This window comes from Sedimentimonas flavescens, assembly GCF_019264375.1.
Lineage (GTDB): Bacteria > Pseudomonadota > Alphaproteobacteria > Rhodobacterales > Rhodobacteraceae > Rhodobacter > Rhodobacter flavescens.
Genome location: NZ_JAHVAI010000002.1, coordinates 263,350 through 284,882, shown reverse-complemented (window position 1 = coordinate 284,882; position 21,533 = coordinate 263,350). Strand labels below are relative to the sequence as shown.

The window sequence follows — 21,533 nt, the reverse complement described above, 5'->3', positions numbered from 1 at the left end:
GGCGCAGATGGCCTTTGCAGGGGGCGGTGGCGGCGCTCGCGCGCGCCCGGGCCGATCTGCCACTCTGGGCGCCGGTCGGGCTGGGGGTGGGAATCGGGCTCTATTTCCTGTGGTGGGGCGAGCCAGGGGCCGAGGCCCGCCTGAGCGCATGGGCGCTCATTGCGATTGGCGTGCTGCTTTGGTGGCGTGCTGCCGAGGCCGCGCGGTTCGGGCTTGGTGTCTTGCTGTGTCTGGCCTGCGGATTCCTTCTGGCGCAGTCGCGCGCGCAAGCGCTGGCGGCACCTGTCCTGAGCTTTCGCTACTATGGCCCGATCGAGGGGCGTGTCGTCGAAATCGACCGCTCGGGCACCGACCGGCTCAGGATCACGCTTGATGAGGTGGTGCTGTCGAACATGTCACCAGATCGGACGCCGGCGCGCGTAAGGGTGTCGCTGCACCACATCCAGCCGGGTTTCACCCCCGAGCCGGGCCTGCGTGTCATGCTGACGGGGCATCTTTCTCCGCCGCCGCCGCCCGCTGAACCGGGCGGTTACGATTTTCGCCGCCATGCCTGGTTCGAGCAACTTGGCGCCGTCGGATACACGCGCACTCCGGTCATGCTGGTCGCCCCGCCCGCGGCTGAGGATTGGCAACTCGCCGGACACCGCGCACGGATGCGCCTTTCGGCCACGATCCAGGAGCAAATACCGGGGCAGGCGGGGGCGGTGGCCTCGGCCCTGCTGACAGGGGATCGCGCCGGGATTTCCCAAGCCACGAACGAGGCGATGCGCGCCGCGAACCTGTCGCACATCATCTCGATCTCGGGGCTGCATATGGGGATGGTTGCGGGCTTCGTCTTTGCCGCGCTCAGGCTTGGTCTGGCCTGCGCGGGGTCGCTGGCGCTGCTCTGGCCGACCAAGAAGATCGCCGCCGCCGGGGCACTTTTCGCGGCCACGGGGTATCTTTGGCTTGCCGGCCCCGAGATCGCGACCGAGCGCGCCTACCTGATGGCGGCCGTTATGCTGGCGGCGGTGCTGTTCGACCGGCGCGCGCTCAGCCTGCGCTCGGTCGCCATGGCGGCAAGCGTGCTTCTGGTGCTGCGCCCCGAAAGCCTTCTGACCCCCGGCTTTCAGATGTCCTTCGCGGCCACGGTCGCGCTGATCGTGACGTTCGAGCCCTGGGGACGGGTCGGTCCGCGCATCCCGGCGATCCTGCGCCCGGTTGCGATGCTATTGTTGACCTCGGTCGTTGCCGGATTCGCCACCGCCCCGATCTCTGCTGCGCATTTCAACAGGATGTCGGCCTATGGGTTGATCGCGAACCTGCTCGCGGTGCCGGTAATGGGCAGCATCGTCATGCCTGCAGGGGTGGTGGCCACATTGCTCGCCCCCCTTGGCCTTGAAGGTGCCGCGCTATGGGTGATGGGCTGGGGAACCCGCTGGATGATCTGGGTGGCCGAGTGGGTTGCGGGCTTCGATCAGGCCGTTGTCGCGGTTGCGACGCCCCCCGGATGGGCGATGCCCTTGATGGGATTGGGGGCGTGCATCGCCATCCTCGCGCGCGGGTTGGGGCGTGGTGTCGGGATGTCCCTGGTCGCGGTCGCATTCGTCGGATGGGCGCTGTCCGAGCGTCCGGCGCTGCTGATTGCCCCCGAAGGCGAGCTGGCCGGGCTGGTGACGCCCGAAGGCCGGGCGCTGTCCAAATCCGGGGCGAGTTTTATTGCGCAGAACTGGCTCGATGCCGATGGCGATACCCTGACGCCGGAGGAAGCTGCCGCCCGCCCGGCGTTCATCGGCCCCAAAGCTGCGCGCGAAACGGAGCTGCCCGACGGGCGCCGCCTTGTGCATCTGACCGGAAAAGGCGCCGAGTCGCGGCTGGCAGAGCATTGTCATGACGGCGCAGTGGTGATCCTTGCAGCCCGGGCGCAGGGGCTGTCCTCGGGGTGTGATCTGTGGGACCAGAACCGCCTGCGCGAGACCGGCGCTTTGGCGATCATGCCTGACGGGCGGCTGGTAACTTCATACCAAGCGACTGGCCCACGCCTTTGGGTCGGGCTCCCAAGCGAAAGGCTCGTTCAGTAGGTACGGATCAGCCCGACGAGGCGCCCTTGCACCTTCACCTGCTCCTCGCGAAGCATCCGCGTTTCATAGGCCGGATTGGCGGCCTCGAGCGCGATCATCCCGTTGCGCCGATAATAACGCTTGAGCGTTGCCTCTTGCCCCTCGACCAGCGCCACGACGATATCGCCATTGTCGGCGGTGCCCTGCTCGCGGATGACGACCACATCGCCATCGTTGATCCCGGCCTCGATCATCGAGTCGCCGCGCACCTCAAGCGCATAATGCTGCCCGCGCCCCGAGAGCATCGAGCCCGGCACCGCGACATGGTGCGAGACCTCAGAAATCGCCTCAATGGGCACGCCTGCCGCGATGCGCCCCATCACCGGCAGTTCCAGCGCATGAACGGCCTCAACCGGGATCGCGTTGCGCGGCGGATCGGTGCGGTCACCCTCAATCACGCGGGGGGCGAAGCCCGCCTTCGGCTGCGCCTTCTCCATCGCCTCGGGCAGCTTGACGATCTCGATCGCGCGGGCGCGGTGGGCAAGACGGCGGATGAAGCCGCGCTCTTCCAGCGCGGTGATCAAGCGATGGATCCCGGATTTCGAGCGCAGGTCGAGCGCATCCTTCATTTCGTCAAACGAGGGCGGAACACCGTCCCGCGCCATACGCTTCTGAATGAAGTCCAGCAATTCCAACTGCTTGCGCGTCAGCATCCGCATTTCTCCGCACGGGCAAAAAATCCATGTTCGATAAAAGTTCTAACTCTGTTCTCTTTGCGTGTCAACGTGAGACACGCGCCGGGATCAAAGCGGAATGTAATCCACGGTCTCGCCCGCGCGGCGCGCACCGTCGCCAAGCGGGCGGATCAGCAGCGCGTCGGCTTCGGCCAGGATGCCCAGAAGGGCGGAATCCTGACTGCCAAATGGGCTAATGGTCGGCAGGCCCGCGCCGGGCGTCAAGCGCGCGCGCATGTAATGCGTGCGCGGGCCGGCGGGGCCGGTATCGGCGCCAAGAATAGCCTGACGGACGTCATGTGCGGCGGGCAGGCCCTGCAGGGCGGCCAGCATCGGCTCCAGAAACAGTTTCGCGCAGACCGTGGCCGAGACCGGGTTGCCCGGCAGCCCAAGCATCGCGGCATTCCCCATCCGGCCTGCCATCAAAGGCTTGCCGGGGCGCATGGCGATCTTCCAGAAGGCGCGCTCAAGACCCAGATCCGCGGCGACCTTGCCCACAAGGTCATGCTCGCCCACCGAGGCGCCGCCCGAGGTAACGATCAGATCCGCGCCCTCGGCCAGGCCGAAGACCATGCGCAGGCTGGCCTCGTTATCGGCTGCGATCGGGAGCATCCGCACCTCGGCGCCAGCCGCTTCGGCCAGTGCTGCCAGAACGAAGTTGTTCGAGCAGATGATCTGGTCGGGGCCGGGCGTTTCGCCGGGCATGACCAACTCGTCGCCGGTCGCGATGATCGCGACGACGGGGCGGCGGTGCACCGTCAGTTCGGCCACGTTCATCGCGGCCATCAGGCCCAGGTCGCGCGCGGTTAGGCGGTGGCGGGGGAAATATGGGGTGCCCTCGGCAAAGTCCTGGCCGCGCGGGCGGATGTTGTGATTGTCCGACAGTCGTTCGGACAGGGTGATAGTGTCACCGTCGCGGGTAACGTCCTCTTGCAAGACAACCACGCCGCCCTCGGCAGGGACCGGGGCGCCGGTAAAGATGCGCACGGCCTGACCAGGGGTCAGAGTGCCGTCAAAGCCGCGTCCTGCGGCGGCCTCGCCCTCGACGCGCAGCGTGGCGCCGGGGCGGTGATCGGCGGCGGCCAGCCAATAGCCATCCATGGCCGAGGCTGCAAAAGGCGGCTGCGTCAGCGCGGCCTTGACCGGCGCGGCCATGACCCGCCCCAAGCCCTTGCGCAGAGGCACGGTTTCGGTGCCCAAGGGCTGGATAAGCTCAAGTACGCGGGCTAGCGCCTCTTCAACAGAAATCATCACTTTGCCTCGTAACGACCAGATTTTCCACCATCTTTCAGCACCACGCGGATACCTTCAATGCGCATCGATTTCTCGACCGCCTTGAGCATGTCATAGACCGTCAGCGCTGCGGTCGAGACCGCGGTCAGCGCCTCCATCTCGACCCCGGTCTGCCCCGAGGTCTTGACCGTCGCAGTGATCCGCACACCCGGCAGGGCCGCGTCGGGCACCAGATCGAGCGCGACCTTGGTGATCGGCAAGGGGTGGCAAAGCGGGATCAGGTCCGAGCATTTCTTGGCCCCCATGATGCCCGCGACGCGCGCAATCCCCAGCACGTCGCCCTTCTTGGCGGTGCCAGCCAGCACATACTCCAGCGTCTCGGGCAGCATCACGACCGCGCCTTCGGCCACGGCCACGCGGTCGGTGACCTCCTTGTCCGAGACATCGACCATATGGGCCTGACCCTGAGCGTCGAAATGCGAAAGGCTCATGCGATCTCCAGCAGGTTGCGGGTGGCCTTGGCGACGTCGGCCTGACGCATCAGGCTTTCGCCAATCAGAAAGCGACGCGCGCCCACCTCGGCCATTGAGGCCAGATCGGCGGGGGTGAAGATGCCGCTTTCGCAAACCAGGTCCCGGCCCTCGGCCAGAATGGTCGGCGCAAGCTGGCGCGTCACATCAAGGGTGACCTCGAAGGTCTTGAGATTACGGTTGTTTACGCCCATCAGCGGCGATTTCAGATGTTTGAGCGCGCGCTCAAGCTCCTCGGCGTCATGCACCTCGATCAGCACATCCATGCCCCAACCGAAGGCGGCATCTTCCAGCTCGACGGCAAGGCTGTCTTCAACCGAGGCCATAATGATCAGGATGCAGTCGCCGCCCCAGGCGCGGGCCTCGGCGACCTGATAGGTGTCATAGAGGAAATCCTTGCGCAGCGCGGGCAGCGAGCAGGCCGCGCGCGCCGCCGTCAGATACTCGGGTGCACCCTGGAACGAGGGCGTGTCGGTCAGCACAGAAAGACAAGCCGCGCCACCCGCCTCATAGGCACGGGCCAGTGCGGGTGGGTCGAAATCGGGGCGGATCAGGCCCTTCGAGGGGCTGGCCTTCTTGATCTCGGCGATGAGGCCGTAGCCGTCGGCGGCCTTGGCGGCCAAGGCCGTGGCAAAGCCCCGGGTGGGCGACTGCGCGCGGGCGGCGTCCTCAACCTGCGTCAAGGGGCGGGCGGCCTTGGCTGCGGCCACTTCCTCAAGCTTGTAGGCCTTGATCTTGTCGAGGATGTTCATTCCGCCTCCGTCGTGATCCGGGCGAGCGTTTCGACCGTTTTCAGGGCCTTGCCGGAATCGATGCTCTCGGCGGCAATGGCAACGCCTTCCTTCAGGTCCGCGGCCTTGTCGGCTACCACCAGCGCGCCGGCAGCATTCAGCAGCACCGCGTCGCGATAGGCGCCGGTCTTGCCCATCAGGATCGCGCGCAGGGCGGCGGCGTTTTCATCGGGCGTGCCGCCAAGGATGTCTTTCAGCGGATGAACCGGCAGGCCGGCGTCCTCGGGGTGGATCTCAAGCCCTGTGATCTTGCCATCCGCCAGCGCTGCGACCGAGGTCGCCCCGGTGATCGAGATTTCATCCATTCCATCCGCGCCATGCACGAGCCAGGCCTTCTCGGAGCCAAGCTCTTTCAGCGTCTCGGCCATCGGCCAGATCAGGTCGAGCGCGAAGGCTCCGGTCAGCTGGCGCTTGACGCCTGCCGGGTTGGTCAGCGGCCCGAGGATGTTGAAGATGGTCTTGCAGCCCAACTCCATCCGCACCGGCATGACGTGCTTCATCGCCGGGTGGTGCATCGGCGCCATCATGAAGCCGATCCCGGCCTCGGCCAGCGCGCGCTCGACCACGCGGGCCTCGCGCATGACATTGATGCCAAGCGCGCCGAGCGCATCGGCCGAGCCCGATTTCGACGACAGGTTGCGGTTGCCATGCTTGGCGACCGGCACACCCGCGCCCGCCACGACAAAGGCCGTCGCGGTCGAGATATTCAGCGTGCCCATGCCGTCGCCGCCGGTGCCGACGATATCCATCGCGCCCTCGGGGGCCACGACCTTGTTGCACTTGGCGCGCATCACGGCGGCGGCGGCGGCATACTCGGCCACCGATTCCCCTCGCGCGCGCATCGCCATCAAGAGCCCGCCGACCTGCGCGGGGCTTGCGGTGCCTTCGAACAGCTCCTCGAACGCGGCTTCGGCCTGGGCGCGCGACAGCGGCCCCTCGGAGGCCGCGTAGATCAGCGGTTTCATCGTGTCGCTCATGCGCTCACCTTTACCTTGGCCTCATCGAGGAAGTTGCGGATCATCTGGTGGCCATGCTCCGAGGCAATCGATTCCGGATGGAACTGCACGCCCTCGATCAGTTTTTCCTTGTGACGCAGGCCCATGATCATGCCACCCTCAAGCCATGCGGTGACCTCAAGGCAATCCGGAAGGCTCTCGCGCTCGACGATGAGCGAATGGTAGCGGGTCGCCTGGAAGGGCGAGGGAAGGTCGCGGAAGACGCCTTTGCCCTCGTGATGGATCGTGCCCATCTTGCCATGCACGATCTCGCCCGCGCGCACGACCTTGCCGCCGAAAGCCTCGCCGATGGTCTGATGCCCGAGGCAAACGCCAAGAAGGGGAAGGTTCGCCTCGGCCGCCGCCAGCGTCAGCGGCAGGCAAATGCCCGCCTGCGCCGGGTCGCAGGGGCCGGGGGATAGCACGATCGCCTCGGCGCCCATGCCCATGGCCTGCTGAACGTCGAGCGCATCGTTGCGCACCACCTTCACATCGGCGCCCAGTTCCCCGAAATAATGCACGAGGTTGTAGGTAAAGCTGTCATAGTTATCAATGAGCAGGAGCATGATCGCATTTCCCGTGTGCCGCCCGGATTCTGGGGGTGAACCGGGAGTGTCGTCGGGCTATAGATGTTCAGAGCAGTGCGCCGGGGTCAAGGGTTGCAGGCGGCTTTCCGCACCCGGGCGCAGGATTGAGATATATAAGGGAGCGCAAGAATGATGCGTGGGGTGCTCGGCGGGCTGTTGACCGGAGGTGTGGTCACGGTTCTGGGGATTGGGGCTTTGTCGTTGATCTCCCCCTTGCCACAGCAGGCGCCCGCGCCCGTGCCCGCCGCCGAGCCACAGGCTCCCGATGCCGCGCCGACCCCGCTGCCCGCTGAACCCGCGATGCCCACCGCAGAGCTTCCCGCCGCGCAACCGCCGACCGAGGCCGCGCCGCAGGTGGTTGATGGCGCGCCCGCTGCCCCCGCGATGGGCGAAGCCGCCGAGGCGCCCGGCAAGACCGCCGATCTCTCGCCCCGGCTTCCCCCGCCGGAAGGTGTCCCGAGCGTCGTGAACGGCGGCACCCGGATGGCCCAGATCGAGGCCGAGGAAACCACCTCGCCGCATTGGATCGCGACCGATCCGGGCGCGCGACCCGAGGCGCGCGAGACCCGCCCCGAGCCGCAGCCTGCGGGCGATGTTCCCACGGCGGCGCTGGAAAACGCGCCCGAGGGGGAAAGCCCGATGCCCGTTCCGCCGCCCGGCGAGGTCTTCTCGCCCGAACTTGCACCGGCAGAAGACGGCGCGCCGTCGCTGCCGCGCGTGTTCTCGGTCGATGGCGGTGCCGGGGCAGGGGGCGCGGCTTTCTCGACCGCACCCGGCGTTGTGACCGACCGTTTGCCCCGGATCGCGACTGAGGGTGCCGAGACCCCCGTTGACCCCGTTCCGGTCGCGACCGATCCCGATCTTCCCGCGTTCGAGCGTTATGCGCAGGCGTTCATCGCGCCGCCCGGTGTTCCGCTCGTGTCGGTGGTGCTGGTGGATGTCGGCACACAGGCCGGGGGGCTGGATCGCAACACGCTGAAGATGCTCGATTTCCCGGTGACTATTGCCATCGACCCCGATCGCGCCGATGCGCGGGAAGCCGCGGTCGAATATCGTGCGCGGGGGCTTGAAGTTGCCATTCTCGCACAGGCCTTGCCGGAAAATGCCTCGGCCACCGATCTAGAGGTTGCCGTTGAGGCATGGCGCGCTGCGATCCCCGAGGCGGTCGCCGTGGTCGAACCCGCGCAGCCGATGATCCAGAACAACCGCAAGCTGGCCGAGCAGATGGTGACCATTCTGAACCGCGCCGGGTTGGGGCTGATCACGCAGCGGCAGGGGCTGAACCCCGCCGCGCAGCTTGCCCGCGCCGCAAGCTTGCCCGAAGCGGAAGTATGGCGCGTTCTTGATGCCGAGCGCGAACCGGCTGCCGCAATCGAGCGCGCGCTGACCCGAGCGGCCTTCGAGGCGCAGCGCGACGGGCGCGTAACGATCATGCTTAGCGCCTGGCCGGAATCGGTTGCGGGGCTCAGTGGCTGGGCCGCGCGCCTCGGGCAGGGGATCGCGTTGGCCCCGGTTACGACGCTGGTCGAGAACTAAAAAAGGCGGGCCTTGGCCCGCCTTTCTTGTTTCCTGGTGCGCCTGCTTAGATGTTGCCGCGCTGGACGAACAGGCCCGCATCCTCGGCCGCCTTGCGCAACGCCTTGGATTTGTTGACGGTTTCCTGGTATTCGGCTTCCGGGTCGCTGTCGTAGACGACGCCGCCACCGGCTTGGATATAGAGCGTCTGATCCTTCAGAACGGCCGTGCGCAGCGCGATGCACATATCCATCTCGCCGTTGGCAGCGAAGTAGCCCACGCCGCCGCCATAGATGCCGCGCTTTTCGGGTTCCAGCTCGTCGATGATCTCCATCGCGCGCACCTTGGGCGCCCCCGAGACCGTGCCCGCAGGCAGGCCAGCCAGCAGGGCCGACAGCGCATCCTCGCCCTCGGCCAGTTCGCCGACGACGTTCGAGACGATATGCATCACGTGGCTGTAACGCTCGATGATGAACTTCTCGGTCGGGTGCACCGTGCCGATCTTCGCCACGCGGCCCACATCGTTGCGGCCCAGATCGAGCAGCATCAGGTGCTCGGCCAGTTCCTTCTTGTCGGCCAGAAGATCCTCTTCCAGCGCCTTGTCCTCGGCGGGTGTCGCGCCGCGTGGGCGGGTTCCTGCGATCGGGCGGATTGTCACCTCATTCTCGCGCAGGCGCACGAGGATCTCGGGGCTGGCGCCGACGATCTGGAAGCCGCCGAAGTTGAGGTAGAACATGAAGGGCGAGGGGTTGGTGCGCCGCAGGCTGCGGTAAAGCGCGAAGGGCGGCAGCGGGAAATCCGCCGACCAGCGCTGCGCCGGAACGACCTGGAAAATGTCGCCCGCGCGGATGTAATCCTTGGCCTTCTCGACCGCGGCCTTGTAGCCCTCGGGGGTGAAGTTCGAGCGCAGCGGGCCGACTTTGGCGATCTCGCCCATCTCGCGGGTCTGGGCAGGATTGCGGTCGAGGTCGCGCAGCGCATCCATCACGCGCTCGGCGGCCTGGGCATAGGCCGCGCGTGCCGACAGCCCCGAATCCTGGAACGCGGGCGCGCAGAGCATCACGTCGCTCTTCACGCCATCCAGCACGGCCACGACCGAGGGGCGCAGCAGCACCGCATCGGGCACGCCGATCGGGTCGGGGTTGATGTTGGGCAGATGCTCAACCAGGCGGATCGTGTCATAGCCAAGATAACCAAAGAGCCCCGCAGCTGCGGCGGGCAGATCCTCGGGCATGTCGATGCGGCTTTCGGCGATCAGGGCGCGAAGGCTTTCGAACGGGTGGCCCGGAAGCTCTTCGTAGCGATCCTCAAAACGCGCCTGTCGATTGATCCGCGCCGTCTCGCCACGGCATTCCCAGATCACGTCGGGCTTCATGCCGATGATCGAGTAGCGACCGCGAACCTCGCCGCCGGTCACCGATTCAAGCATGAACGAGTTGCGCTGCGCATCGGCCAGCTTGAGCATCAGCGACACGGGCGTATCGAGATCGGCCGCGAGACGCGCATAGACCAACTGGTTCTTGCCAGCCTTCCAGCCCGCCTCGAAGGCTTCGAACGTGGGGGAGAGGGCGACCAACTGAGCCTCCTTACTGCATCTGGGCTTGCACCGCGTTAATCGCGGTGCTGTCGATCGTCATGCCTGCTTCGGCCTGAGCGGCGCGGGCGTAGAAGTCCAGCAGGTCATTCGCCACCGACTGCGCAAGGCGCACCTCAAGCAGTTCGCGGATCTGCGCGACCTCTTCGGCGGCGCTGTCGGCAGCATGCACGCCCTCGACCTTCACCACAACGACCTTGCCGCCACCCTCGACGATCGCAGCCTTGCCGGGCGCGGTGTCGAAGGCGGTGTCCACGAGCGTCGCGGGGACGTTCTCGATGAAGCTCGAACGCTGGAGTGCGCCCACGGTGTTCACCAGCACACCCTGCGAGCCGAGCGTGGCACCGCCCTCGACCGCAGCCTTGATGGTCTCGGCACGGGCGCGCTTGAGTTTCGCCGTCTCGGCCGCGCGCCAGCTGTCGATGACCCGATCGCGCACCTCTTCGAAGGGGAACAGCGCGGCCGGGGTGATACCGTCAAGGCGCAGAGCGAACACGCCGCCATCGTCAAGCGAACCCAGTTCCGGGAAATCCTCGGCGGTCACGGTTGCGGCGGCATCGCGGAAGGCTTCGTAGCCCGCGAGGCCCTCATCGGTATCGGGTGCCAGCGAGATATGGCCGAGTTCCATATCGGTCTCATCGGCCATCTGCTCAAGCGTGGCGCCACCGGCCAGACGATCCTCAAGATCGGCACTGGCTTCGTCGATCAGGCGACGGGCGCGGTCCATGCGGGCCTCGGCCGACAGTTCCTCGCGCGCTTCCTCGAATGTCGTGTTCTGCTCTGCGATGATCGCGTTCATCGAGAAGAGCGCCGGGCCAAGGTCGGTGTCGATCGGGCCGACGACGCCGGGGGTTTCCAGCGCAAATACGGCCTCGCCCGCCGGGCCAAGGTCTTCCTGAGCGGGCTCGCCCAGATCGATATCGTCAAGCGTCAGGCCGCGCTCGGCGGCGAGATCGGCAAAGCTGACCTCGCCCGCGTCAAGGCGCGCCTTGGCGGCCGCGGCCTCTTCGGTCGTCGGGTAAACCAGCTTTTCGACCATGCGTTTTTCGGGCTGCACATAGTCGTCCTTGCGCGCCTCATAGGCAGCTTGCAGGGCGGCCTCGTCGAGCGTCACCTTCTCGGCCATCATCTCGGGCGAGAGCCAAACGTAGCTGATCTCGCGCAGCTCGGGGCGGGTGAAATCGGCTGCATGGTCCTGATGCCAGGCCCTGAGCGTCTCTTCGGTCGGCTCGGGGACGGTTTCGGTCAGATCGGCCCCGGTGACCTCCGCATAAGAGATCGTGCGCTCTTCGGTCAGGTAGGTCGCGTAGGCATCGACCACACCGGCCGGCGCCTTCACGCCCGCAGCCACTGCCGCCTGCATGATCGAGCGCGCTGCATCGGCGCGCAGTCGCTCTTCAAACTGCACCTCGGTATACCCCTCTTGGCGCAGCGCGAGGCGGTAGGTCTCGCGGTCGAACTTTCCGTCGAGGCCCTGGAAGGCGCGCGCCTGGGTGATCTGGCGGTGAATCTCGGCGTCGCCCACCGACAGGCCGATCTTGCGCGCGGCCTCACTGACGGCGGCCTGACCAAACATCCGGCCCTGCACCTGACGGTCGAGGCCCATTTGCTTGGCCTCGGCAATGGTGAAGGGGCGGCCGATCTGGGCGGTGGCGGCGTTCATCTCGTCACGCAGCGCGCGGGCGTAATCGTTGACGGGGATCTCGGTTTCGCCGACCGAACCGATCGCGGTCGTGCGCCCGCCGAAGTTGGTCATGCCGAAGCCGCCAAGGCCCAGTATCAGCATCGCCAGCAGCACCCAGACAACCACGCTCTTGCCATGGCTACGCAGCTTGTTCGACATGGGGCGTCCTCCCGCTCATTTCCGGTCGTTTTGGGGTGTTTAGGGCTTTGCGGTAAGGGCCGCAAGGCTCAGGGCGTCGCTTGGGCCAGCCGTTCCATCAATTGCGCGATCCCGGCGGCATCCACATTGGCAAAAGCGATGCGCAACTGGCGCTGTCCGGCGGGGTCGTCAGAGGGCATGAACATGGTGCCGGGCAGCAGCAACACGCCCGCCTCTTTCACCAGCCGCTGCGCGAATTCGGGCGAAGGCTGGGGCGAGGGATGTTCGACATAGGCGAAGTAGGCCCCGCAGCCAAGCGTGCGCCAGCCGGGCAGGGTGGCCAGCCCCTCGGTCATCGCCTTGCGCCGGGCAAGGATCTCGGCGCGCTCGCCCGCGACCCACTGGCGCAGGTTGCGCATCCCCCAGAGCGCCGCGATCTGGCCAAGTTGGTTGGGGCAGATCGCGACCGTGTCGAGGAACTTCTCGACTTCGGCCAGCCGGCTTTCCGAGGCGACGATGGCGCCAACGCGGTGGCCGGTCAGCCGGTAGGCCTTCGAGAAGCTGTAGAGATGGATCAGCCGCTCGTCCCAGTCCGGGTCGGCAAACAGGTCATGCGGTGCGCCGCTGCGGGCGTCAAAATCGCGGTAGGTTTCATCAAGGATCAGCGCAAGGCCGCGCGCCTGCGCCAGCTCGTAGAAGGCGCGCACAAGGGTGGCCGGATATTCGACCCCGCCCGGATTGTTTGGCGTCACCAGAACAATCGCGCGCGTGCGTGGCGTGATCAGCGCCGCCGCATGTTCGGGATCGGGCAGCAGATCGGGGCCGGTCGCCAGCGGCACGGCCTTCACCGAGCTCATATCAAGCCACATTTTATGGTTGAAATACCAAGGCGTTGGCAGAAGGACTTCATCACCCGGACCCGCCAGCGTCGCCATCACGGCGCAGAAGGCCTGGTTGCAGCCCTGGGTGATTGCCACCTGACGGCGGTGGATCGTGCCGCCGTAAGCCTCCGACCACTGATGCGCCAATTCCAGCCGCAGATCGTCGAGACCAAGAACCGGCCCGTAAAGATGCGCGGCGGGGTTGGTCAGCGCGGCCTCGGCAATCGCGCGGCGCAGCGGTTCGGGCGGCGGGTCGACCGGCGCGGCCTGGCTCACGTTGATCAGCGGGCGCTCGGGCGAGAAAACCACCCCGTCGAGCCAGCGCCGTGCCTCCATCACCGGAGGCGGGAAGGTCGCGGCCAGCGCGGGGTTGAGCGGGAAGAGGGTCATGATGCGGCTCCGAGGGGACTCGGGGCCGAGCCTAGGGTCAGCGCCCGCCGAAGGAAAGCCCCCGGCGCACACGCCATTCGTGTGAGGTCAGGGCGAGCATTAGCAGAACCACGCCCGAAGACCGCTTTGGTCCGTTGGTTTGTCTTGAACAGCCAGTGCTGGAAGGCGCCGATATGGGCGCCTATCAGGAATCCGTGCCGCGATAGGGCTGGACGTATTGCAGAGCCATGTCCCAGGGGAAGAAGATCCAGGTGTCCTGGCTGACCTCGATGATGAAGGTATCCACCTGCTCGCGGCCCTTGGGCTTGGCGTAGACCGTGGCGAAATGCGCCTTGGGATAGAGGCGGCGCACCAGTTCCAGCGTGCGCCCCGAGTCGACGAGGTCATCGACGATCAGGATGCCCTCACCATCGCCCATGAGATCCGCTTGCGGGGATTTGATCACCGCAGGCTCGCGCTGCGTCTGGTGGCTGTAGCTTTTCACCGAGATCGTATCGACCACTCGGATGTCCAACTCGCGCGCGACGATGGCGGCCGGCACCAGCCCGCCGCGGGTGATGCCCACGACTGCTTTCCACGCGCCCGCATCCGGCCCCTTGCCGTCAAGCCGCCACGCCAGCGCCCGCGCGTCGCGGTGCAATTGGTCCCAGCTTACGTGAAAACCCTTCTCATGCGGCAGACGGTCATTCATGGCAGGCTCCTACGTCAGCGCGAGCTTCACCCCGAGGGCCGCCAGAAGGCCCCCGAAGATCCGGTCGATCGTGGTTTTCAGGTTCAGATAGCCGCGCCGCGTCCGCTCAAGCGAGAAGATCCGCGCGACGATCACGTTCCAGCCCGCGTCATTCACGAAAATGATCAGCAGGATCAGGGCATAGGCCCAGATCGGCGCATGCGGCGGCACGAAGGTCAGGAAGATCGTGCCGAAAAAGACCGCGGGCTTGGGGTTGGCCAGTTGCGTCGCGATCCCCTGCCACACAAGGCCAAGGTTCGAACGGGTGGAAACCACCTCGGACATGCGATCGTCCAGCGGCTCGGGGGCGTGGCGCCACATCTTGTAGGCCAGATAGATCAGATAGGCCGCCCCTGCGAACTTCAGCGCGGTCAGCAGGGCCGGGGCCACGCGGAACAGGATCGCAAGGCCGAACAGCGCCGCGAAGGCCCAGATGCAGGCGCCAAGGCCGATGCCCACCGCCAGCCATGAGCCGCGCGCAAAGCCTTCGCGCAGGCCGGTCCGGGCCGCCAGCAGAACCGCCGGCCCGGGCGAGATCGCCGCCGCGAGATGCACGAAATAGATCGCAACAAAAGCGGCCAGCGTCATGGTTCAGTCCTTACGGCCCGTGACAACGTCGATATCGGGCGCGTCCACCGCCTTCATGCCGACGACATGGTAGCCCGCGTCCACATGCAGGTTCTCGCCCGTGGTGCCCGAACCCAGATCCGACAGCAGATAGAGCGCGGCCTTGCCAACCTCTTCCTGCGTCACGTTGCGGCGCAGGGGCGAGTTCAGCTCGTTCCACTTCATGATGTAGCGGAAATCGCCGATGCCCGAGGCGGCCAGCGTCTTGATCGGACCGGCCGAGATCGCGTTGCAGCGGATGCCGACCTTGCCGAGATCTTCGGCGATATACTTGACCGAGGCCTCCAGCGCCGCCTTGGCCACGCCCATCACGTTATAATGCGGCATGACCTGCTCGGCGCCGTAATAGGTCAGCGTCAGCAGCGAGCCGCCATTAGGCATCAGCGCCGAAGCGCGAGCGCAGACAGCGGTGAAGGAATAGACCGAAATGTCCATCGTCATGCCGAAATTGGCGCGCGAGGTGTCGACATAGCGGCCGCGCAGCTCGTTCTTGTCCGAGAAGCCGATCGCGTGGACGACGAAGTCGATCGTGCCCCAGGTTTCCTTCAGCCCCTCGAACAGAGCGTCCATGCTGGCCTCGTCGGCCACGTCGCATTCAAAGAGCAGGGGCGTGCCGAGCGAGGCGGCCAGCGGCTCCACCCGTTTTTTCAGCGCATCGCCCTGGTAGGAGAAAGCCAGCTCGGCGCCCGCATCGGCGCAGGCCTTGGCGATACCCCAGGCGATGGATTTATCGTTGGCAAGGCCCATGATAAGGCCGCGCTTGCCCGCCATCAGGTTGTTCGACATCTCGGGTTTCCCTCGCTTCCCTCTGGTAAGTGCGCCAGCATTAGGCGAAAGCTTGAGACGCATCAAGGCCGACAAGGCCGAGAGCCACTATCATGAGTACGTTACGGAAGCGGGGGCGTCATGAGCGACAGATCGGGAATTTTCGCGGGGGAAGACCCGTTTGCCATCGCGCAGGCTTGGCTGAGTGAGGCCGAGAAGAGCGAGATCAACGACCCCAATGCGATCGCTCTGGCCAGTGTCGACGCCGATGGTTTGCCCAATGTGCGCATGGTCTTGCTGAAAGAGATTGAGGCGCAGAGCGCGCCCTCGGGCGGGGCCTTCGTCTTCTATACGAACTACGGCTCGGCCAAAGGTGTCGAGATCGAGCAGGCGGGCAAGGCCGCTTTCGTGATGCATTGGAAAAGCCTGCGCCGCCAGATCCGGGTGCGCGGCCTGACCTCGCGCGAGGAGGGGCCGCAGGCGGACGCCTATTATGCGTCGCGCTCGCTCAAGTCGCGGCTCGGGGCCTGGGCGTCGGATCAAAGCCAGCCGCTGGCCTCGCGCACGGCCCTGATGGCCGAGGTCGCCAAGGTCACCGCAACGCATGGCCCGAACCCCAAGCGCCCGCCGTTCTGGGGGGGAATTCGCATCACCCCGCTTGAGATCGAGTTCTGGGCTGACGGCGCATTTCGTCTGCATGACAGGTTCCGCTGGCGCCGCCCGGACTCGAATTCTGCATGGGAAATCCTGCGGTTGAACCCCTGAATTTCACGCTTCGTGAAATGACGGCCGAGAACAATTCTAAGTTTTTTCGCTTGAATCCGGCGTGTGTCGTGTGAGAGTGGGCAGACCTGACCTGTCCAGACACATAACAAGGCGCAAAGCCGGAAGCGGATCACTGGAATGAACGAACAGCACTTCGAAACCAAGGAAGTCACCGGCAAGGTGAAATGGTTCGACCCTGTCAAAGGATTTGGCTTCATTCTGGACTCCGGCGGGGGGCCGGACATCCTGCTTCATGCCAATGTGCTGCGGAACTTCGGCCAGGGCTCGGTCGCCGACAACGCGGGGATTCGGGTGCTGGTGCAGGCGACTCCGCGCGGGGCGCAGGCCGTTGAGGTGCTGGAGATCGAACCCCCAGAGAGCGAAGAGAAACCCGCACCGATCGAGGATCTGGGCGAGACCGACCCCGCCGAGATCGCGGCGCTTCCGCTGGAACCCGCACGCGTCAAATGGTTCGATAAGGTAAAGGGATTCGGGTTTGCGAACGTCTTTGGGCGCCCCGAAGATGTATTTGTGCATATCGAGGTCCTCCGCCGCTCGGGCTTTTCCGATCTGGCTCCGGGCGAGGCGATCTGTCTGCGCGTGATCGAGGGCAAGCGTGGCCGCATGGCGGCCCAGGTGGTGTCGTGGGAAGCCGCATTGCGTCAGGGGCGCTAGGAGCGCTTATCTATCTGGCCTCGGTTGGCGGGGCACTCGCCGCGCCTTGCCGCGAGGATGTCGCCCTGTTGCGTCTGCCCGACGGGCGCGAGGCGCGCTTCTCGATCGAGATCGCCGATGATGCGGAAGAGCGCGCGCAGGGCCTGATGGGCCGCTCGAAGATGGCGGCCGGGGCAGGGATGCTCTTCGTCTATGAGGCTGAGCACGAGGTCGCCTTCTGGATGCGCAATACGCTCATTCCCCTGGACATGATCTTTATCGATGCGTCGGGGCGGGTGGTCTCGGTGCATGCCAATGCCAAGCCGCATGACGAGACACCGATTCCCTCGAAACACCCCGTCCTGATGGTGCTTGAGATCAATGGCGGGCTGGCCGCCCGGATCGGCATCGTGCCGGGGGCCGAGCTGGCCCATCCCGCGCTGGATCAGACGCGTGCTTCGTGGCGCTGCGACTAGCCTCTTTTCCTCGGGCGCATGTGCGGTTAGGAAGGGCGCGTCGGGGCGTAGCGCAGTCTGGTAGCGCGACGGTTTTGGGTACCGTAGGTCGGAGGTTCGAATCCTCTCGCCCCGACCATTTCCACTGAAAATGCGCAAATTTTGGTCAATCGGGCACCGCCCGAGCACGATGCGTGATTTCAGGGCCACAATTTTCGCTCTATCCACAAGATATTGTGTGCTGTGGATGAAGTTTATCCAGATTGTCATTTCTGCGCCGCAAAAGCGCGTGAAACAAGGGAATCCGCAGACTTGCTGCGGCGCGGCATCTTTCTGACCCCTGTGGATGAATCAAAATCGCCTTTTGGGGGCTCTTGCGCGGGAACCCGTCAACTGAAAAATCGCCTTCGAGGGAAGGAAAGATTTGTTGACCGCCCCGGCGTGCTACGTCAGTTTGTGTGAGCGGGTCGTGAAGCCACCAGATATAGTGGCGGCGGCGGGCGGGACAGAATCCTCACTTTCAGGTCGATCGGGTGCGGTCGGGCCAACTCTCTTGCGTCGGCAGAGGGGCGGGGAAGTCTTGGCTGCGGCACGGGCAGCACGGATTTTAAAAGTGTATGGGACAGGGCAGATGAAGATCGAACGCAAGTTCACGGCAGCAGAAACCGGCGCCTACGGCGAGATCGCTTTCACGACGACCGCATCGGAGATTCGTAACCCCGACGGCAAGATCGTGTTCCGAAACGAGCATGTCGAGGTTCCCGAGGGCTGGTCGCAGGTTGCCTCGGACGTTCTGGCCCAGAAATACTTCCGCAAGGCGGGTGTCCCGGCGGCGCTGAAGAAGGTCAAGGAAAAGGGCATGCCCGAATTCCTGTGGCGCTCGGTTCCCGACACCGCCGCGCTGGAAAAGCTGCCCGAGGATCAGCGCATCGTGGGAGAGACCTCGGCCAAGCAGGTTTTCGACCGTCTCGCTGGCGCCTGGACCTACTGGGGCTGGAAGGGCGGCTATTTCTCGACCGAGGAAGACGCCCGCGCCTATTACGACGAGATGCGCTACATGCTGGCCGAGCAGATGGCCGCGCCGAACAGCCCGCAGTGGTTCAACACCGGCTTGCACTGGGCCTATGGCATCGACGGCCCGTCGCAGGGGCATTTCTACGTCGATCACGAGACCGGCAAGCTGACCAAATCGGCCTCGGCCTATGAGCATCCGCAGCCCCATGCCTGCTTCATCCAGTCAGTCAAGGACGATCTGGTGGGCGAGGGCGGCATCATGGACCTCTGGGTCCGCGAGGCGCGCCTGTTCAAATACGGCTCGGGCACCGGTACCAACTTCTCCAGCCTGCGCGGCGAGGGCGAGAAGCTGTCGGGCGGCGGCAAGTCGTCGGGCCTGATGGGTTTCCTCAAGATCGGCGACCGCGCGGCGGGCGCGATCAAGTCGGGCGGTACCACGCGCCGCGCGGCCAAGATGGTGATCTGCGACATGGATCACCCCGATATCGAGCAGTTCATCAACTGGAAGGTCATCGAAGAGCAGAAGGTCGCCTCGCTGGTGGCCGGCTCGAAGATGCACGAGCGCGAGTTGAACAAGATCTTCGAGGCGATCGGTCTGTGGGATGGGGCAGTGGCCGACGCCTATGATCCGGCCAAGAACGAGGCGCTGAAGGCGGCGATCAAGTCGGCCAAGCGCATGTTGATCCCGGAGACCTATATCAACCGCGTGCTGCAGTACGCGCGGCAGGGCTATGCCTCGATCGAATTCCCGACCTATGACACCGACTGGGACTCGGAGGCCTATATCTCGGTCTCGGGCCAGAACTCGAACAACTCGGTGCGCGTGACCAATGCCTTCCTGAAGGCGGTCAAGGATGATGCCGATTGGGAATTGGTGCGCCGCACCGATGGCAAGGTCGCCAAGACCGTGAAGGCGCGCGAACTGTGGGATCAGGTTGGCCACGCCGCTTGGGCCTGCGCCGATCCGGGCATTCAGTTCCACGACACCGTCAACGAATGGCATACCTGCCCCGAGGATGGCGAGATCCGCGGCTCGAACCCGTGCTCGGAATATATGTTCCTGGACGATACGGCCTGCAACCTGGCCTCAATGAACCTGCTGACCTTCTACAAGGACGCCGTTTTCGACGCCGAGGCCTATGTGCATGCCACGCGCCTGTGGACCGTCACGCTGGAAATCTCGGTCCTGATGGCGCAGTTCCCGAGCCAGGAGATCGCGCAGCGGTCCTATGACTTCCGCACGCTTGGCTTGGGCTACGCCAACATCGGCGGGCTGCTGATGAACATGGGCTTTGGCTACGACTCGGACGAGGGCAGGGCGCTGTGCGGCGCGCTGACCGCGCTGATGACCGGCGTAAGCTACGCGACCTCGGCCGAGATGGCAGCTGAACTGGGCGCCTTCCCGGGCTATGCCAAGAACGCCCAGCATATGCTGCGTGTGATCCGCAACCACCGCGCCGCCGCCTATAGCAAGGACGCGGGCTACGAGGCGCTTGAGGTTCAGCCGGTCCCGCTCGATGCCGCAAGCTGCCCCGATCAGTCGCTGGTCGCGCTGGCCCGCAACGCCTGGGACGAGGCGCTGGTGCTGGGCGAGAAATGGGGCTTCCGCAACGCGCAGGTCTCGGTCATCGCGCCGACCGGCACCATCGGCCTTGTGATGGATTGCGACACCACCGGGATCGAGCCCGATTTCGCGCTGGTCAAGTTCAAGAAGCTCGCCGGTGGCGGCTACTTCAAGATCATCAACCGCTCGGTTCCGGCGGCGCTGGAAAAACTCGGCTACAGCTCGTCGCAGATCGAAGAGATCATCGCCTATGCGGTCGGCCATGGCACGCTTGGCAATTGCGCGGGCATCAACCACACAGCGCTGATCGGCCACGGTTTCGGCGCGCGTGAGATCGAGAAGGTTGAAGCCGCACTGCCTTCGGCCTTCGACATCCGCTTCGTGTTCAACCAGTGGACGCTCGGCGAAGACTTCTGCACCAAGACCCTCGGCATCCCCGCCGAGAAGTTGAACGACCCGACCTTTGACCTGCTGCGTCACCTGGGCTTCACCCGCGCACAGATCGAAGCCGCGAATGACCATGTCTGCGGGACGATGACGCTGGAAGGCGCGCCCTTCCTGCGCACCGAGCATTATGCCGTCTTCGACTGCGCCAATGCCTGCGGCAAGAAGGGCAAGCGGTACCTCTCGGTCGAAAGCCACATCCGCATGATGGCCGCCGCGCAGTCGTTCATCTCGGGCGCGATCTCGAAGACGATCAACATGCCGAACTCGGCCTCGATCGAGGATGTAAAGGCCGCCTACGAGCTGAGCTGGTCGCTTGGCATCAAGGCCAACGCGCTTTACCGCGACGGCTCGAAACTGTCGCAGCCGCTGGCCTCCGCGCTGGTCGAGGATGATGACGAGGCCGAGGAAATCCTCGCCAGCGGTTCGCAGCAAGAAAAAGCCGTGACTCTGGCCGAGAAGATCATCGAGAAGGTCGTCGTCAAGGAGATCGTCCGCTCGCACCGCGAAAAGCTGCCCGAGCGCCGCAAGGGCTACACGCAAAAGGCCGTGGTCGGTGGCCACAAGGTCTACCTGCGCACCGGCGAGTATCAGGACGGCCAGCTTGGCGAGATATTCATCGACATGCACAAGGAAGGCGCTGGCTTCCGCGCGATGATGAACAACTTCGCCATCGCCGTTTCGGTTGGCCTGCAATACGGCGTGCCGCTGGAAGAGTTCGTGGACGCCTTCACCTTCACCAAGTTCGAACCCGCGGGCATGGTGCAGGGCAACGACTCGATCAAGAACGCGACCTCGATCCTCGATTATGTGTTCCGCGAACTGGCCGTGTCCTATCTCGACCGCACCGATCTTGCGCATATCAAGCCGCAGGGCACGTCTTTCGACGATCTGGGCGGTGGTGTCGGCGAAGGCAAGCGCAACGTCGAGCCGGTGAGCGAGACGGCGGCCTCGAAGTCGCTTGAGGTGCTGCGTCAGATTTCCTCGACGGGCTATCTGCGCAAGCGCCTGCCGCAGGAACTCATCGTGCTGCAAGGCGGGGGCGCGGGTGCGACGGCCTTCGCGGGTGCGACCGATCCTGTGACCGCGCTGAACACGCTGGTGCCGGAAACCGCGATGGCGGTAGGCGCCTCGGCCTCGACGGCGATTTCCTCGGGCGTGGTCAGCATGGACGCGCGCACCAAAGCCAAGATGCAGGGCTATGAGGGCGACCCCTGCGGCGAGTGCGGCAACTACACGCTCGTGCGCAACGGCACCTGCATGAAATGCAACACCTGCGGGGCGACCAGCGGTTGCTCCTAAGGGGTAGGGGTTCCGGTTCGGCCGGGGCCCCGACGAAACGGCGGGGGGGATGCCCCGATGGAAAGACGGCGCATCGCAAATCTCGATGGGCCTGTGAATAGA

At 65.3% G+C, this 21,533-nt stretch carries 18 protein-coding genes and 1 tRNA gene; 7 read left to right on the top strand and 12 right to left on the bottom strand.

Annotated elements, in window-relative coordinates:
- The first annotated feature begins 26 nt into the window (after positions 1-26).
- A complete protein-coding gene (locus KTQ37_RS04485) occupies positions 27-2,060 on the top strand; it encodes a ComEC/Rec2 family competence protein (protein ID WP_328799689.1) in 2,034 nt (677 codons plus the stop codon).
- Here the strand turns inward: KTQ37_RS04485 and lexA are convergent.
- From lexA to KTQ37_RS04455, 6 genes are all read right to left on the bottom strand, one after another.
- The gene (gene lexA / locus KTQ37_RS04480) at positions 2,054-2,752 is read right to left on the bottom strand and encodes a transcriptional repressor LexA (RefSeq protein WP_218629271.1); all 699 of its coding nucleotides are present in this window, start codon (positions 2,750-2,752) and stop codon (positions 2,054-2,056) included. The two genes, KTQ37_RS04485 and lexA, sit on opposite strands and share 7 nt — an antisense overlap.
- Positions 2,753-2,842: 90 nt before the next feature.
- Positions 2,843-4,024 carry a molybdopterin molybdotransferase MoeA gene (locus KTQ37_RS04475; protein WP_218629270.1) on the bottom strand — a complete coding sequence of 394 codons (1,182 nt, stop codon included), beginning with the start codon at positions 4,022-4,024 and terminating at the stop codon, positions 2,843-2,845.
- Positions 4,024-4,497 carry a cyclic pyranopterin monophosphate synthase MoaC gene (gene moaC, locus KTQ37_RS04470; protein WP_218629269.1) on the bottom strand — a complete coding sequence of 158 codons (474 nt, stop codon included), beginning with the start codon at positions 4,495-4,497 and terminating at the stop codon, positions 4,024-4,026. The genes KTQ37_RS04475 and moaC overlap by 1 nt, the downstream gene beginning before the upstream one ends.
- Positions 4,494-5,288 (bottom strand): indole-3-glycerol phosphate synthase TrpC, encoded by a 795-nt coding sequence (gene trpC / locus KTQ37_RS04465; protein WP_218629268.1) that lies wholly within the window; start codon positions 5,286-5,288, stop codon positions 4,494-4,496. The genes moaC and trpC overlap by 4 nt, the downstream gene beginning before the upstream one ends.
- Positions 5,285-6,304: an anthranilate phosphoribosyltransferase gene (gene trpD, locus KTQ37_RS04460; RefSeq protein ID WP_218629267.1), complete on the bottom strand. Its 1,020-nt coding sequence runs from the start codon at positions 6,302-6,304 to the stop codon at positions 5,285-5,287. The genes trpC and trpD overlap by 4 nt, the downstream gene beginning before the upstream one ends.
- Positions 6,301-6,888, bottom strand: a complete 588-nt coding sequence (locus KTQ37_RS04455; RefSeq protein ID WP_218629266.1) for an anthranilate synthase component II — start codon at positions 6,886-6,888, stop codon at positions 6,301-6,303. Before KTQ37_RS04455 ends, trpD begins: the two co-directional genes overlap by 4 nt.
- A 150-nt stretch (positions 6,889-7,038) precedes the next feature.
- On the opposite strand from KTQ37_RS04455, the gene KTQ37_RS04450 reads away from it, so the two are divergent.
- Positions 7,039-8,445, top strand: coding sequence for a divergent polysaccharide deacetylase family protein (locus tag KTQ37_RS04450; RefSeq protein WP_218629265.1), 1,407 nt, complete (start codon positions 7,039-7,041; stop codon positions 8,443-8,445).
- Positions 8,446-8,491: 46 nt separating this feature from the next.
- On the opposite strand, the gene trpE is transcribed toward KTQ37_RS04450, so the two are convergent.
- The 6 genes from trpE to fabI all read right to left on the bottom strand — a co-directional run bounded on the left by trpE (position 8,492) and on the right by fabI (position 15,254).
- On the bottom strand, positions 8,492-10,000 hold the full coding sequence (gene trpE, locus KTQ37_RS04445) for an anthranilate synthase component I (RefSeq protein ID WP_218629264.1): 1,509 nt from the start codon (positions 9,998-10,000) through the stop codon (positions 8,492-8,494).
- 10 nt (positions 10,001-10,010) lie between these two features.
- Entirely contained in the window at positions 10,011-11,861 is a 1,851-nt protein-coding gene (locus KTQ37_RS04440; RefSeq protein ID WP_218629263.1) for a peptidylprolyl isomerase, read from the bottom strand.
- A 68-nt stretch (positions 11,862-11,929) separates the two neighbouring features.
- The gene (locus KTQ37_RS04435; protein ID WP_218629262.1) at positions 11,930-13,111 is read right to left on the bottom strand and encodes an aminotransferase; all 1,182 of its coding nucleotides are present in this window, start codon (positions 13,109-13,111) and stop codon (positions 11,930-11,932) included.
- A gap of 184 nt (positions 13,112-13,295) precedes the next feature.
- Entirely contained in the window at positions 13,296-13,802 is a 507-nt protein-coding gene (gene gpt, locus KTQ37_RS04430) for a xanthine phosphoribosyltransferase (RefSeq protein WP_218629261.1), read from the bottom strand.
- Between the two features lie 9 nt (positions 13,803-13,811).
- Entirely contained in the window at positions 13,812-14,429 is a 618-nt protein-coding gene (locus KTQ37_RS04425; protein ID WP_218629260.1) for a LysE family translocator, read from the bottom strand.
- A 3-nt stretch (positions 14,430-14,432) separates the two neighbouring features.
- Positions 14,433-15,254 carry an enoyl-ACP reductase FabI gene (gene fabI / locus KTQ37_RS04420; RefSeq protein ID WP_218629259.1) on the bottom strand — a complete coding sequence of 274 codons (822 nt, stop codon included), beginning with the start codon at positions 15,252-15,254 and terminating at the stop codon, positions 14,433-14,435.
- A 120-nt stretch (positions 15,255-15,374) separates the two neighbouring features.
- On the opposite strand from fabI, the gene pdxH reads away from it, so the two are divergent.
- From pdxH to KTQ37_RS04395, 5 genes are all read left to right on the top strand, one after another.
- Positions 15,375-15,998: a pyridoxamine 5'-phosphate oxidase gene (pdxH, locus tag KTQ37_RS04415; RefSeq protein WP_218629258.1), complete on the top strand. Its 624-nt coding sequence runs from the start codon at positions 15,375-15,377 to the stop codon at positions 15,996-15,998.
- Between the two features lie 138 nt (positions 15,999-16,136).
- On the top strand, positions 16,137-16,673 hold the full coding sequence (locus KTQ37_RS04410) for a cold-shock protein (protein WP_218629257.1): 537 nt from the start codon (positions 16,137-16,139) through the stop codon (positions 16,671-16,673).
- Positions 16,643-17,128, top strand: coding sequence for a DUF192 domain-containing protein (locus tag KTQ37_RS04405; RefSeq protein ID WP_218629256.1), 486 nt, complete (start codon positions 16,643-16,645; stop codon positions 17,126-17,128). The genes KTQ37_RS04410 and KTQ37_RS04405 overlap by 31 nt, the downstream gene beginning before the upstream one ends.
- Positions 17,129-17,169: 41 nt before the next feature.
- A tRNA-Pro gene (locus KTQ37_RS04400) sits at positions 17,170-17,246 on the top strand.
- A 492-nt stretch (positions 17,247-17,738) separates the two neighbouring features.
- Positions 17,739-21,431, top strand: a complete 3,693-nt coding sequence (locus KTQ37_RS04395; RefSeq protein WP_218629255.1) for a vitamin B12-dependent ribonucleotide reductase — start codon at positions 17,739-17,741, stop codon at positions 21,429-21,431.
- The last annotated feature ends 102 nt before the right edge of the window (positions 21,432-21,533 follow it).